Raw genomic sequence first — 12,852 nt, 5'->3', positions numbered from 1 at the left:
ACCTTTTGCGAACAAATGATTTGAATCGGAGGTTATTTAATCACATTCAAGACACGAATACACTGGCGCCACTGTCAAAACAAGGAGCCATACCATGATGCCCACCCTCCGTAACGCCGTTGCCGGCGCCATTGTGAGCCTGTCCGCCCTCGGCGCCCACGCCGCCAATGTACTGGTTGTGTTGTCCGACGAGTCCCAGCTGGCGCTGCGCGACAACCGTAGCTTCGACACCGGCTTCTACGCCAACGAGCTGATGCAGCCGGTCAAAAAGCTGCTGGATGCCGGCCACACTGTCACCTTCGCCACCCCGTTGGGCAAGGTGCCGACCGTGGACCGCCATTCGTTGGACCAAATGTACTTCGGCAATGATGAAGCCAGCATGCAGCAGCATCTGGCACTGCTGGACAAGCTGCAGCTGACCGCGGCCGCCAGCTCGCCGGTGATCAGTCTGGCGCGCGTGGAGCAGGCCGGGTACGACCGCTATGACGCCATTTATATCCCCGGCGGCCACGCGCCGATGCAGGATTTGCTGTACAGCGCCCCGCTGGGCCGCCTGCTGACCGCCTTCCACCAGCAAGGCAAACCCACCGCGCTGGTCTGCCACGGTCCGATCGCGCTGCTGTCGACGCTGGCCCAGCCGCATCAACTGACCAAGCCGCTGGAAAGCGGCGGCAAGGCGGCCAAGCCACAGGGCTGGATTTACGCCGGTTACAAGATGACGGTGATCAGCAACCAGGAAGAGGATGCCGCCAAGCCGATGCTGAACGGCGGCACGATGAAATTCACGCCGCAAACGGCGCTGCAAGCGGCGGGCGGCGCCTACAGCAGCGCGGCCAACTGGCAGCCTTACGTGGTGACGGATCGGGAACTGATTACCGGCCAGAATCCGGCCTCGGCCAACGGCGTGGCCGACGCATTACTGGCAAGGCTGAAGCGCTGAGCCGGATCAGGCAAACATCGGCTTGAAGAGGCGCCGCTGCAGGGGGCTGATTTCCTTGCGCCACAGGCGCGGCGCCAGCGGGTCGGGGAAAAAGGATTGCGACTGGTAGAAACGGTCGGTGCCTTCCGCCGCCTCCAGGATCAGGCGCAAGATGCCCGAACCGAGGCAGTATTGCTCGATCCGCTTGACGAACCAGTGGCCGACGCCGCGTCCGCGATACTGGCTCAAAATCATCAGGTCCGACACAAAGCAGAACGCCGGCGGCGCCAGTTCCAGCCGGGCGATGCCGATTTGCTTGTTTTTCAATTCCACCGACACCCATTGGATGGTGCCGCGCGGATCGTGGGCCTGCGCTTGCGGCATGACGCTGTTGAAGCCGGCATCCCTGCGAAAAGCCAGCAGCACTTTGGCGGTCGGAGGCGCCTTCATCGGGCGAAATTGCAGGTCGAGATCCATGGACGTGTTTCAAGTAAGTGATTTACTTAGCGTAATACCCACACCGCAGGAGCGCAATACCCAATTTGTATAAATTGTTGCGGGGACGTGTGCGACAATGGGCCATGCATACTCCCTATTTTTACGAACCGGCACGGGGCCACGGCCTGCCGCACGACCCGTTCAACGCCATCGTCGGCCCGCGCCCGATCGGCTGGATTTCCACCCGCGCCGCCAACGGCAACCTCAACCTGGCGCCGTACAGCTTCTTCAACGCCTTCAATTACACGCCGCCGCTGATCGGCTTCGCCAGCCTGGGCCGCAAGGACACGCTGCGCAATATCGAGGAAACCGGCGAATTCGTCTGGAACCTGGCCACCCGCCCGCTGGCCGACGCCATGAACGCCAGCTGCGCGCCGGCGCCGCCGGAGGTGGACGAGTTCCAGCTGGCCGGGCTGACGCCAACCGCGTCCAACATCGTCCGTGTGCCGCGCGTGGCGGAAAGCCCGGTGTCGTTCGAATGCCGGCGCACGCAGATCATCCGCCTGCAGAGCGCGTCCGGCGCGGACACCAATACCTGGCTGATCCTGGGGGAAGTGGTGGGCGTGCATATCGCGCACGAGCTGCTGCGCGACGGCGTATATGACACGGCCGGCTCGCGCACCATCTTGCGGGGTGGCGGTCCGGCCGACTACTTTGAAATCACGCCGGAGAGCCGGTTCCGCATGGCGCGGCCCAGCTACCCGTAAGCGTCATCAATAAGTGGCGAACATGCGCTGAATCTGTTTGCTGTCGGTGGTTTTGGTCAGCGCCAGCATCAGCAGGATGCGGGCTTTCTGCGGATTCAGCGTGTCCGACGCCACGAAGTCCAGCTCGTCGTCGTTGGCTTCGCCGTTGCGCGCCACGATGCCCTGGCCGACGCGGCTGGAACGCACGATCAGCACGCCTTGCTTGCGCGCCGCCACCAGCGCCGCCTTGACCGGGGTGGCCAGGCTGCCGTCGCCCACGCCGGCGTGGACGATGCCCTTGGCGCCGGCCGCCACCAGCGCGTTCAGCGCCACCGGACCCACATTGGCGTAGCCGTAGACGATGTCCACCTGCGGCAGCGCGCTCAGCTTGCTGACGTCGAACTCGGTGTCGGCGGTGTGCTTGCGCGCCGGCACGTGGTAGAAGTAGGGCTTGTTGCCCTGGATGTAGCCCAGCATGCCCAGTTCCGGCGTCTTGAAGCTGTCCGGGGTCGAGGTGTTGGTCTTGGTGACGTCGCGGGCGGCGTGGATCTGGTCATTCATCGCCACCAGCACGCCCTTGCCGACCGCTTCCTGGCTGGCCGCCAGCAGCACCGCGTTGTACAGGTTGATCGGACCATCGGCCGACAGCGCGGTGCCCGGACGCATGGCGCCCACCAGCACCACCGGCTTGCGGCTCTTGACGGTCAGGTCGAGGAAGTAGGCGGTTTCTTCCAGCGTGTCGGTGCCGTGCGTGATGACGATACCGTCAACGTCTGGCTGGGCCAAAAGGGTGTTGACGCGCTGGGCCAGTTTGAGCCAATGTTCATTACTCATGTTTTCGCTGGCGATCTGGAACACCTGCTCGCCCTTGACGTCGGCGACCTTGGCCAGCTCCGGCACCGCCGCGATCAGCTGGTTGACGCCGACGGTGGCGGCGGTATAGCCGACCGTGGTGGTGCTGGTGGCGCCGCTGCCGGCGATGGTGCCGCCGGTGGCCAGGATGGTCACGTGGGCCAGCTTTTCAGCTGCCCCGGCATAGGAACTGAGCAACATTGCACAAGCCAGCAGGGCTTTGCACCAGCGGGCGGGTTGAGGGTAGAGCATGTGTTCTCCTGAGCGGACTGTAAAGCTTGGGATATTAACAAAAGCCCCGCGTGTCAACAATGCGGGCTGTTGCTGCGTTAAGGTGGGATCGCGGCACACATATAAAAGAGAAAACATATGAGATTGGCTATCACGATGGCGTTGGCGCTGGTATTGGCCGGCTGCGGCAAGACGGCGGCGCAAAAACAGCAGGAGGACGCGGCGACGTTGACCAAGCTGGGTGAAAAATATGTCAAGGAAAAGATCCTGGAACCCAGCCAGGCCCAGTTCCGCAACCAGTTCATCGGCAAGGGCGGCGCGCCGTGCGGCGAGGTCAACGCCAAGGACGCGTTTGGCGGCTACATCGGCTTCCAGCGCTATATTTCAGTGGCGCGCGACCTGACCTTGCTGGCGCAGGACGTGTCGCCGGCCGAATTCGACGCGCAGTGGAAGCAGCTGTGCCAGTAAGACCCGGCCTGCCTGTCCGAAGGAAGGCTGCCGCGTTGTGCAATTAGCGCTATGATGGCTGTATCACACCGCGAGGATACGGCATGGCACAGCAACCCGGGGGCGGCAACAACGTCGCCCCGCATTTGGCATCATCCGACATCGGCAACCGCCGTCACCAGATTTTTCCCACCCTGAGCGAAGACCAGTTCGACGTGCTGCTGCGCTACGGCGAGCGCCGGCGTTTTGCCGCCGGCTCGGTACTGTTCCGCCAGGGCGAGCGCCACATCCCCATGTACGTGCTCATCTCCGGCGCGATCGAGGTCGAGCGCGGCTCGGCGCTGGGGTCGACGGTGCTCGGCACCCACGGCCCCGGCATGTTCACCGGCGAGATGGGCGCGCTGGCCGGCCGCGCCGCCGTCGCCACCGCGCGCGTGGTCAGCGACAGTGAGCTGATCGTGGTCAGCGAAGAGTCGCTGCGCACGCTGGTGATTTCGGAGGCGGCGCTGAGCGAAACCATCATGCGCGCCTTCATCCTGCGGCGCGTGGCCTACATGCAGGACCAGACCGGCGGCGTGGTGGTGTTTGGCGCGCGCGATTCGCAGGAAACGCTGGTACTGCGCCAGTTCCTCAACCGCAATGGCCAGCCGGCCGCCTATTTCGACACCGAGTACGACGCCGACGACGAGGCGCACAAGCTGATGGCCCGCTTCGGCGTCAAGCCGGAGGACATTCCCGCGGTGGTCACGCTGAACGGCGAGGTGCTGCGCCGCCCGACGCTACGCCAGCTGGCCGACGGCATCGGCATTTCGCCGGACAGCATCGACGGCCGCCTGTTCGACGTGGTGGTGGTGGGCGCCGGCCCGGCGGGCCTGGCAGCGGCCGTGTATGCGGCGTCCGAGGGCCTGACGGTGGCGGTGCTGGACGCCAAGGCGCCCGGCGGCCAGGCCGGCGCCAGCTCCAAGATCGAAAACTACTTTGGCTTCCCCACCGGGATCACCGGCCAGGCGCTGGCCGGCCGCGGCCTGTCGCAGGCGCGCAAGTTCGGCGCCGAGGTGGCGGTGCCGGTCAAGGTCAGCAAGGTCGATTGCGACAGTCCGGAATACGGCATTCAAATCGACAGCGGCGAGCAGCTGCGCGCGCGGTCCATCGTCATCGCCAGCGGCGCGCGCTACCGCAAGCCGGCCTTGCCGGAGCTGGAGCGCTTCGAGGGACGCGGCGTGTACTACAGCGCCTCGTTCATGGAGGCGAACTTCTGCACCGACGAGGAAGTGGTGATCGTCGGCGGCGGCAATTCGGCCGGGCAGGCGGCGGTGTTCCTGTCGGGCCACGCGAAGCATGTGCACATCGTGGTGCGCTCGGGCGGACTGGCGGCCAGCATGTCGCGCTATCTGATCCAGCGCATCGAGGCGTCGCCGAAGATCACGCTGCACACCCACAAGCAGATCGTGGAACTGCGCGGCACCGACAGGCTGGAAAGCATCTGCTGGCAAAGCGAAGGCGGCGAACCGCGCGAGGCGCCGGCGCGCCATCTGTTCCTGTTCCTCGGCGCCGAGCCCAGCACCGCATGGCTGGGCGATTGCGTGGCGCTGGACGACAAGGGCTTCGTGCTCACCGGGTCGGACGTGCCGGCCGGGCGCTGGCCGCTGGAGCGGCCGCGCCATCTGCTGGAAACCAGCCGTCCGCGCGTGTTTGCGGTGGGCGATGTGCGCAGCGGCTCCGTCAAGCGGGTGGCGGCGGCGGTGGGCGAGGGCTCGGCGGCGGTGGCCTCGCTGCACCAGGCGTTGGCGTCGGACTTCCTTTAAGGCTCGATTTAAGGCTCGATGCTGCGCAGCGGCTTGCTGTGGCGGTTGGCGCGGCGCACCATCGGCTGCTGGCGTGGCGGCCGCGCCAGCGCTTCGCGCGCGCGGTCGTAGCCGTACTGCCACTGGTCGTTCATGTGCTGCACGAAGATGTCGTGGGACGGCGGCATCTGCAGCTCGATGCGGTTGCGCAGCCAGTCCAGCTTTTGCTGCATCTGCTGCCGTTCCAGCACCACCGACACGTCCGATGAATCGATGCGGATGTCGGCCAGATGGCTGTTGGCGTAGCGCAGGCGCGCATTGCCGTCCACGCCCAGCACCGCGCGCCAGGCGGGGATCGAGAACACCTGGTCGAACGCTTCCTTGAATTCCATGATGACTTCCTCGCCGAGGCGGCGGGCGATTTCGACCGGGAACAGGTCCAGCACACCGCCGATGTATTCGTCGCCGCGATACTGCGCGCAGCGGAAGTAGATCATGTCGGCGATGGAGATGCGCGCGGCTTCGGTGAGCGGCACGCTGCCGTCGATGCGCAGCTCACGCGCGATGGCGTGCTCGCCCCAGCGGGCGTCGGCCAGCGGCGAGTCCATGCCATGCAGCGCGGCGGCGGCGCGCTGGTTGCAGAACACCGTCTCCGCGTACAGCTTGCGCTGGCCGCGCGGCTGGCCCACGTCCCCGGGGCCGAACAGCAGCTTGCCGCCGATGATGGCGACATCGACCTCCGCCGTGCCGGAGGCGGGCGGGAAGGGCAGTTGCGGCGGTATCTCGAACAGGTAGTCGTTAAACAGGTCCGGAATCACCGGCGCGGCCGCGCTGGACAACTTGCGCCGAGCGGCGCGCAGCAAGTTGCCGATCAGCGCCGCGTGCTCGGTAGAGCGCAGGCTGCACCAGAAGCGGTACATCGACTCGGACGACAGCCACGCGCGCTGCGCCTCGGGATCGGGCAGGTTGTGGATGATGGTGGCGGCGATGGCGCCGCCGCAGCTGGCCAGCAGCACGTCCGGCGCCTTGCCGGCCTGCCGCAGCGCGGCGTACATGCCGATGTAAATGCCGAAGCGGAATCCGCCACCGCCGAGCACCATGCAGCGTTTAAACGGTTTATACGATTGTTGCGTCATAGGCCGCAACGATATCACACCATCGCTTGAAGGACGCTGACCGCAGTGTGTTCCGGCCTGGGCGGATCGGCCGCACCCTGCACTGATTACAGTTGGTGCTCCAGTTGCACGCGTACCGTCGGCTGAGTGGGCATCTGGCGGAAGGTACGGGTGGCGCCGCTGGCGTCAATGAAGCTGGAGGTTTCGGTGGCGTCCTGATGCAGCAGATTGCTGGCCGAGACGCGCAGCTGGGTTTTAGCGTTCATCTTCCATAGCGCATACACATCCAGTTCGCGCTTGGCACTGGCGCTGTTCAGCACCTGCGCCGACTGGCGCGATGGCCCTGCGGCCTGATAATTCATATTGCCGCCCACGGTCAGCGCCGACCAGCGATAGTCGGCGCCAACGTTGGCGGTGGCCGGCGTCTGCGATTCCAGGCGGTTGTCCGGCCCCGGCACATTGTCGACCCGCGACCAGTTGCGCGCCACGTTCGCCCGCACATCCAGTGCTTTGGTCACACGCAGCTTGGCCTCCAGTTCAACGCCGTGTACGCGCGCGTTGCCATCATTGAACGGGGCAGTCACCCATACGCCGTCCTGCTCGAACAGGCGCCACTGCGTCACGTCGCGGATGCGGCGCGCGTAGACGCCGGCACTGAGCAGCGCACCATCGCCAAGATAATGTTCATACGCTGCATCCAGTCCCCAGGTCAGCTCCGGTCGCAGCGCCGGATTGCCTTGTTCGTCCGGATTGGTGGGATTATTGTTGTTGTCCTTGGTGTAGCGGCGTGGCACCATCCTGGCCAGTTCGGGCGCCTTGTACGTGCGGCTGACTGCCAGCCGCAGCACGTCCTGGTTCGCCAGCTCGTAGCGTGACTGCAGGGATGGACTCCACACCGCGGAACTATTGTCCAGCGCATCCGGCGCGTTGGCCGCCAGTGCGCGGCTGGCGGTGCCGAGCCGCTCGTGGCGTAAGCCGAGATACAGCGAATAACGTCTGGTCACCTGCCACTCATCCTGTGCAAACAGCGCCACACGGTCGACCGCCGCCGTGTAATCCGCGTTGTTGCGGCCTGCCAGTCCGCCGGCAGCATCGAATAGCGTCTCGTCGCGGTTTTCGCTGCGGCGCGCATGCGAGGCGTCCCAGCCGATCGCCACCGCATGGCGGTCGCCGACGGGATGGCGATACGTGCCGCTGCTGTTGACGTCGTTCTCCACCGGTCCGGAATCCACATGATGACGCGCCAGCGGCCGGCCTGCCGTATCCATGCCGTGAAAGTCAAAGGTGCCGGTGCGGCGGTTGGTGCTGGCGCCCACCTTCATCTCCAGCTTGTCGCCATTCGACAGCGCGTGTGTCCAGGTCACGTCACTGCGCAGCATGACGAAGTTGGCGACGAAGTTGGCGGTGTTGCGCGGATAGTCGCTATGGCCACCGGTCAGCGCCGTTTCGTCAGCGCGCGCGAGATTGTCCACGCGCCGAAGATAGGCGAAGTTTTGCCAGCTGAGCGTGTCGGTGTCATCCAGTTTCCAGTTCAGGCGCGGCGTCAATGTCAGCGCGTCGGTGCGTCCCGATTCGGTTTGTGGCGTGCGGCGCAGCAACGTTACCCGGCCGGACGCATCACGCTCCTCCTGCCAGTCGGTGAACGCCTTTTCGCTGCGTTTGCGGGTCAGTGTGGCGGCGAGGTTGTAGGAGTAGGCGTCATGCTGGTCGGAGAGTTGGGCGCTGAGCGCCGGCGTGTTGACGCCGTGCTGCCTGGCGACGCTGGCCGTCACGGAGCGTTGTCCGCGTTTTACCGCTTTTTTCAGGATGATGTTGATCGCGCCCGCTACCGACTGGTTGCTCAGCTCCGCCGTGGCGCTGCGCAGGATTTCGATGCGCTCGATGGTCTCGGGAGCGATGGCATCCAGCGAGAAGCCCGACGGCACTGGCTCGCCATTCAGCAGGATCTGCGTGTAGCCGTTGCCCAGGCCGCGCATCTGGATTGCGCCGCCCTGGCCCGGCGCGCCGGTGATGCTGATGCCCGGCAGGCGCTTGAGCACATCGGACAGCGCTTGGTCGCCTTGCCGCACAATGTCCGCGTGCTGGATCACAATGCTGGTGGTGGTGTCGCGCTGGCGCTGGTCGGCGCTGGAACCGGCGACGACGACTTGCTGCGGCTGCGGCAGGTCCGTCGCGCAGGCGCAAGCCGACACCGCCAGCAGCAGGCTGCTGGTGATGCGTGGTACTGGCATGGGTTATCCCTTCTGGGGCAGTTGCTGGCGGCGGACCTTGAGGGCGCGCTGGGTTGCATGGGCGTCCAGCGTGGGGTACATGGACGCCGGATCGATGTTGCGGCCGCCCTGCCGCACTTCCATGTGCAGATGCGGTCCGGTAGCGAAGCCGCTTTGGCCGGTGGCGCCGATCAAGGCGCCGGCTTGCACGTGCTGGCCGGCTGTCACGCTGACGCTGTCAAGGTGGGCGAAGAACGAACGTTGCGCGCCGTGGTCGATGATGACCACGTTGCCGTATCGGCCGTCATTCTCGGCGATGGGGCCGGCGGCGATGACGGTGCCGCTGGCCACGGCGTGCACCGGCGTGCCTTTGGCGGCGGCGAAGTCGATGCCCTTGTGCGGCGTGGGCAGCACGCTGCGCATCACGCCGTAGAAGCTGGTGACGCGGACCTTGTCGAGTGGCAGGCGCCATGCCTCGACCGGTGCCGCCACCACCGGCATCGTTGGCGGACTGACGGCGGCGGAAGGTAGGCTGAAGGCCAGCGCTGGCTGCAGCAGCGCGCCCGCCACCAGCACGACCGTCAGCGCGGCGCCGGTGAACCACACGGCTGCGGCGCTCAGTGTGGGCAAGCCGTCCTTCTGCATGTGGCGCAGGCGGGCGGCAACGGTGGCGCCGTTGAAGGCAGCCACGCCAACGGGCGTCATCATGGTCCATTGTTGCAGCAGGGACGCGGCATACTGCTTGCGCTCGTGCTGCGGGCGGCCGGTCAACACTCGCTGATCGCACTGGAGTTCCAGCGCCCACTCCATGTGCGTCGCCATCCAGCGCAGGGCGGGATTGAACCAGAAAATCGTCCGCAGCGCGGCGGCCAGTGCGAGGCAGAGCGGGTCTTGCGCGCGCCAGTGGTGCAATTCGTGCGCGATGATCATCCGTTGTTGTGTAGCGTCCAGTGCTTGCAGGTGGGCCGGCAACAGGAGGCGCGGACGGCGCACGCCGATCAGCATCGGCGAGATGGCCGCGTCAGTGCGCAGGACGGTCAGCCTGTGCCGGGCGATGGCGCGCCGCTGGCCGGCGGTGAAACCGTCGTGGGCTTGCAGCTCGTCGGGTGTCAGGCACTGTGCGCCGGCGATCAGGCCGCGCAACAGGCGGCGTGCCCGCCATTGGCGTGCCACGGCACGCGCCAGGCCCGCCGCATACACGAACAGCCAGCCGGCGGCTAGCAGCGGCAGGGCGCTGGCGGCGGACGGCGAGGCGGCCTGCATGGCATCTGCAACGGCCGCGGTTGCGCGAGCGGACGCGAATGCTGGCGCTGATGCGGCTGACTGCGTTGCGGCTGACTGCGCTGTGGCAGCGGTTGGCGTGGCCGTGCCGGCCGCCGGCGCGTCGTTGCGGACGTGGCTGCCAAGCGGCGGCACATCAAGCTCGATTTGTGGCGCGAGCCGAAGCTTTGAGGGGTGCGGCACCAAGGGCAGCAGGGCGGCGGCCGCCACCACGGCCTGCGCCGCCAGCCATACGTTGCGCCGCGTCCGCAGCGCCGGCCACCAGCGTACGGCAGCGCGCAGCAGTGCCCACGCCACCAGGCCGACCGCCAGGCTGCCGGCACAGGACAAGAGCCACTGCATCGTCCACAGCGGGATCATCACTCCTCCGCCGGCCAGTCGTTCAGCATTTGCTCCAGCTGCGACAGCTCCTGCTGATCGACCAGTTTGCTGCCGGTGAACATGGCCACCGGCAGCGGCGCGTCCAGCTCCATCACGCGGCGGCCGAAGTCGCGCGCGAAGGCGGCCAGTGTGCCCACCTTCTCCAGCACCGCGCTGTAGACGTTGATGCCGTGCACCACCTGCATGCTGATCATCTGCTTCTCCAGCATGCGGTCCAGCGTCTTGCGGGTGGACGAGAACGACCAGCCCAGTTCATCGGCGGCGGCGTCATGAATCTCGCGCGCGCTCAGTGGTTGCTGTTTCCACAGCACTTTCAGCAAGGTCAGCTCGCTGACCGAAGGAATCGTGACCGACATGAATTGCCCCTATGCGACTAATGGGATGATTATGCGACCAATGTCGCAATCCCGTCAACTGCCGCAGATGACACCGATGTATAAGATTTTGTAACATTGCTTTGAATAAATTCCAAATATGTTACGATGGATTTTTTGTTAATTAGCAAAAAAGTACGGTCGTGCACAGCGGGACGAAAGGTATCGCACGGCAGGTATCGGCATGAAGGCGGCGGCGCGAAGCGGCGGAGCGCTATACAATGCCTGTGGCCGCAGCTATCCCAGCCGCAGCCACCACTGCATTGGAAACGTTATGTATTACGGAGAGCGCTTTAACAGCATCACGCACACCGTAGGCGCGGCGCTGGCCGCCATCGGCGGCACATTGTTGATCGTTCAGGCCGCCCGCAGCGGCGACGCCTGGAAGATCGTCAGTTGCAGCATCTACGCCGCCACCTTGCTGGCGTTGTACCTGACGTCCACGCTGTATCACAGCCTGCGCGGCCGCGCCAAGGATGTGCTGCGGCGGATGGACTACTGCGCCATCTACCTGCTCATCGCCGGCAGCTACACGCCGTTCACGCTGGTCAGCCTGCGCGGGCCGTGGGGCTGGTCGCTGTTTGGCGTGGTGTGGGGGCTGGCGCTGGTTGGCATCCTGCAGGAGCTGTGGTTCGCCAAGGGCGCGCGCGTGCTGTCGCTGCTGATTTACGTGGCGATGGGCTGGGTGGGCGTGATCGGCGCCAGCCCGCTGATCGACGCGCTGGGCTGGAGTGGCTTCATGTGGCTGGCGATAGGTGGCCTGGTGTACACCGTGGGCATCGCCTTCTTCGTCACCGACCACAAATGGCGCTATGGGCACGGCGTCTGGCATTTGTTTGTACTGGGCGGCAGTGCCTGTCATTTCGGCGCTGTCATGCTCTACGTGGCGTAAGGATGGAACACCCGTGGAAATCAACTCGGACGATTTAAAAACCTTCATCACCGTGATCGACAGCGGCACCCTGAGCGCCGCCTCGGTGCACCTGGGACAAACCACCTCCGGCGTCAGCCGCGCGTTGTCGCGGCTGGAGGACAAGCTGGCCACCTCGCTGCTGACGCGCACCACGCGCCGCATGGAGCTGACCGAAGAGGGCCAGCTGTTCCTGGAAAAGGCCCGCGCCATCCTCGGCGCCATGGAGGAGGCCGAGGAAACCATCCGCATCCGCCGCCAGAAGCCGGCCGGCCGCCTGTGCGTGGACGCCGCCTCGCCGTTCATGCTGCACTGCGTGGTGCCGCACGTGGCCGAATTCCGCGCCATGTATCCGGACATCCGCCTGGAACTGAGCAGCAACGACCAGATCGCCGACCTGATCGAGCACCGCACCGACATCGCCATCCGCATCGGCACGCTGAACGACTCGACGCTGCACGCGCGGCCGCTCACCTCCAGCCCGCTGTACGTGCTGGCCAGCCCCGAGTACCTGGCGCAGCACGGCACGCCGCGCACGCCGGAGGATCTGGCGCGGCACGCGCTGCTGGGCTTTGTGCAGTATGAGCTGGGCAACCAGTGGCCGCTGCGGCACGCCAGCGGCAACAGCCTGCCGGTGACGCCGTCGATCTCAGCCTCCAGCGGCGAGACGCTGCGCCAGCTGGCGCTGGCCGGACAGGGCATCGTCTGTCTGGCCGACTTCATGACCCGCGCCGACATCGAGGCCGGGCGCCTGGTCAAGGTGCTGGAGCCGCACTACACCGGCTACCGCCAGCAGATCCACGCGGTCTACTACCGCAACACCCAGTTGGCGCAGCGGATCAGCTGCTTCCTGGAGTTCTTGCAGCAAAAGCTCTGAATGGCGCAGTGTGCGGGGCCGTACGGAGCGCCGCCGGCGGCGGGGCTACACTGGATTCAACAGCTTGACGATGTAGCCGCCTTTGGAGGTCATCATGACGCAAACCACACACCCTTCCAAGCATGCCGTGCGCGCCTATCTGGAGCGCCGTACGCACGAAGTGAAACCGCCGCCGACGCCGGAGGAAATCCGCCGCCAGCTGGGCTGGGGCCTGATGGCCTTCGAACAAAAGGTCGGCAACGGCCGTAACTGAGTAGCCGAGCGTCGTTCGCCGACGTTTCGCCGTT

The 12,852-nt window shown here is 65.7% G+C and carries 13 protein-coding genes; 7 read left to right on the top strand and 6 right to left on the bottom strand.

Annotated elements, in window-relative coordinates:
- Positions 1-94 precede the first annotated feature (94 nt).
- Positions 95-940: a type 1 glutamine amidotransferase domain-containing protein gene (locus tag FHW58_RS09890; RefSeq protein WP_179672841.1), complete on the top strand. Its 846-nt coding sequence runs from the start codon at positions 95-97 to the stop codon at positions 938-940.
- Positions 941-946: 6 nt separating this feature from the next.
- Here FHW58_RS09890 and FHW58_RS09885 read toward each other — a convergent pair whose 3' ends face one another.
- Positions 947-1,396 carry a GNAT family N-acetyltransferase gene (locus tag FHW58_RS09885; protein ID WP_179672840.1) on the bottom strand — a complete coding sequence of 150 codons (450 nt, stop codon included), beginning with the start codon at positions 1,394-1,396 and terminating at the stop codon, positions 947-949.
- Between the two features lie 104 nt (positions 1,397-1,500).
- On the opposite strand from FHW58_RS09885, the gene FHW58_RS09880 reads away from it, so the two are divergent.
- Positions 1,501-2,124, top strand: coding sequence for a flavin reductase family protein (locus FHW58_RS09880; RefSeq protein ID WP_179672839.1), 624 nt, complete (start codon positions 1,501-1,503; stop codon positions 2,122-2,124).
- A gap of 6 nt (positions 2,125-2,130) precedes the next feature.
- On the opposite strand, the gene FHW58_RS09875 is transcribed toward FHW58_RS09880, so the two are convergent.
- Positions 2,131-3,207 (bottom strand): type II asparaginase, encoded by a 1,077-nt coding sequence (locus tag FHW58_RS09875; protein ID WP_179672838.1) that lies wholly within the window; start codon positions 3,205-3,207, stop codon positions 2,131-2,133.
- 117 nt (positions 3,208-3,324) lie between these two features.
- Here FHW58_RS09875 and FHW58_RS09870 point away from each other — a divergent pair, with 117 nt between their 5' ends.
- Both FHW58_RS09870 and FHW58_RS27795 read left to right on the top strand, forming a co-directional pair.
- Entirely contained in the window at positions 3,325-3,654 is a 330-nt protein-coding gene (locus FHW58_RS09870; protein ID WP_179672837.1) for a hypothetical protein, read from the top strand.
- Between the two features lie 83 nt (positions 3,655-3,737).
- Positions 3,738-5,438, top strand: a complete 1,701-nt coding sequence (locus FHW58_RS27795) for an FAD-dependent oxidoreductase (RefSeq protein ID WP_179672836.1) — start codon at positions 3,738-3,740, stop codon at positions 5,436-5,438.
- A gap of 8 nt (positions 5,439-5,446) precedes the next feature.
- On the opposite strand, the gene FHW58_RS09860 is transcribed toward FHW58_RS27795, so the two are convergent.
- From FHW58_RS09860 to FHW58_RS09845, 4 genes are all read right to left on the bottom strand, one after another.
- Positions 5,447-6,553, bottom strand: a complete 1,107-nt coding sequence (locus FHW58_RS09860) for a patatin-like phospholipase family protein (protein WP_229265112.1) — start codon at positions 6,551-6,553, stop codon at positions 5,447-5,449.
- Positions 6,554-6,639: 86 nt separating this feature from the next.
- Complete coding sequence (locus tag FHW58_RS09855; RefSeq protein ID WP_179672835.1) at positions 6,640-8,763, bottom strand: TonB-dependent siderophore receptor; 2,124 nt, start codon at positions 8,761-8,763, stop codon at positions 6,640-6,642.
- A 3-nt stretch (positions 8,764-8,766) separates the two neighbouring features.
- The gene (locus FHW58_RS09850) at positions 8,767-10,383 is read right to left on the bottom strand and encodes a M23/M56 family metallopeptidase (RefSeq protein WP_179672834.1); all 1,617 of its coding nucleotides are present in this window, start codon (positions 10,381-10,383) and stop codon (positions 8,767-8,769) included.
- Entirely contained in the window at positions 10,383-10,760 is a 378-nt protein-coding gene (locus tag FHW58_RS09845; RefSeq protein ID WP_179672833.1) for a BlaI/MecI/CopY family transcriptional regulator, read from the bottom strand. The genes FHW58_RS09850 and FHW58_RS09845 overlap by 1 nt, the downstream gene beginning before the upstream one ends.
- A gap of 292 nt (positions 10,761-11,052) precedes the next feature.
- On the opposite strand from FHW58_RS09845, the gene FHW58_RS09840 reads away from it, so the two are divergent.
- The 3 genes from FHW58_RS09840 to FHW58_RS09830 all read left to right on the top strand — a co-directional run bounded on the left by FHW58_RS09840 (position 11,053) and on the right by FHW58_RS09830 (position 12,818).
- Positions 11,053-11,670 (top strand): hemolysin III family protein, encoded by a 618-nt coding sequence (locus FHW58_RS09840; RefSeq protein WP_179672832.1) that lies wholly within the window; start codon positions 11,053-11,055, stop codon positions 11,668-11,670.
- 13 nt (positions 11,671-11,683) lie between these two features.
- Positions 11,684-12,565 carry a LysR family transcriptional regulator gene (locus tag FHW58_RS09835; protein ID WP_179672831.1) on the top strand — a complete coding sequence of 294 codons (882 nt, stop codon included), beginning with the start codon at positions 11,684-11,686 and terminating at the stop codon, positions 12,563-12,565.
- Between the two features lie 94 nt (positions 12,566-12,659).
- Positions 12,660-12,818, top strand: a complete 159-nt coding sequence (locus FHW58_RS09830; RefSeq protein ID WP_179672830.1) for a hypothetical protein — start codon at positions 12,660-12,662, stop codon at positions 12,816-12,818.
- Positions 12,819-12,852 lie beyond the last annotated feature (34 nt).

The sequence above is a fragment of the Duganella sp. 1224 genome, assembly GCF_013408245.1.
In the GTDB taxonomy this organism is placed as follows: domain Bacteria; phylum Pseudomonadota; class Gammaproteobacteria; order Burkholderiales; family Burkholderiaceae_D; genus Rugamonas.
Note: the sequence above shows the minus strand (reverse complement) of the source record. Positions and strands in the feature narration are given on the sequence as shown.

What these genes read in the sequence shown, in the direction of transcription:
- FHW58_RS09890 (WP_179672841.1), top strand. Translation starts at nt 95, where the DNA reads ATGATGCCCACCCTCCGTAACGCCGTTGCCGGCGCCATTGTGAGCCTG.
- FHW58_RS09885 (WP_179672840.1), bottom strand. Translation starts at nt 1,396, where the DNA reads ATGGATCTCGACCTGCAATTTCGCCCGATGAAGGCGCCTCCGACCGCC.
- FHW58_RS09880 (WP_179672839.1), top strand. Translation starts at nt 1,501, where the DNA reads ATGCATACTCCCTATTTTTACGAACCGGCACGGGGCCACGGCCTGCCG.
- FHW58_RS09875 (WP_179672838.1), bottom strand. Translation starts at nt 3,207, where the DNA reads ATGCTCTACCCTCAACCCGCCCGCTGGTGCAAAGCCCTGCTGGCTTGT.
- FHW58_RS09870 (WP_179672837.1), top strand. Translation starts at nt 3,325, where the DNA reads ATGAGATTGGCTATCACGATGGCGTTGGCGCTGGTATTGGCCGGCTGC.
- FHW58_RS27795 (WP_179672836.1), top strand. Translation starts at nt 3,738, where the DNA reads ATGGCACAGCAACCCGGGGGCGGCAACAACGTCGCCCCGCATTTGGCA.
- FHW58_RS09860 (WP_229265112.1), bottom strand. Translation starts at nt 6,553, where the DNA reads ATGACGCAACAATCGTATAAACCGTTTAAACGCTGCATGGTGCTCGGC.
- FHW58_RS09855 (WP_179672835.1), bottom strand. Translation starts at nt 8,763, where the DNA reads ATGCCAGTACCACGCATCACCAGCAGCCTGCTGCTGGCGGTGTCGGCT.
- FHW58_RS09850 (WP_179672834.1), bottom strand. Translation starts at nt 10,383, where the DNA reads ATGATCCCGCTGTGGACGATGCAGTGGCTCTTGTCCTGTGCCGGCAGC.
- FHW58_RS09845 (WP_179672833.1), bottom strand. Translation starts at nt 10,760, where the DNA reads ATGTCGGTCACGATTCCTTCGGTCAGCGAGCTGACCTTGCTGAAAGTG.
- FHW58_RS09840 (WP_179672832.1), top strand. Translation starts at nt 11,053, where the DNA reads ATGTATTACGGAGAGCGCTTTAACAGCATCACGCACACCGTAGGCGCG.
- FHW58_RS09830 (WP_179672830.1), top strand. Translation starts at nt 12,660, where the DNA reads ATGACGCAAACCACACACCCTTCCAAGCATGCCGTGCGCGCCTATCTG.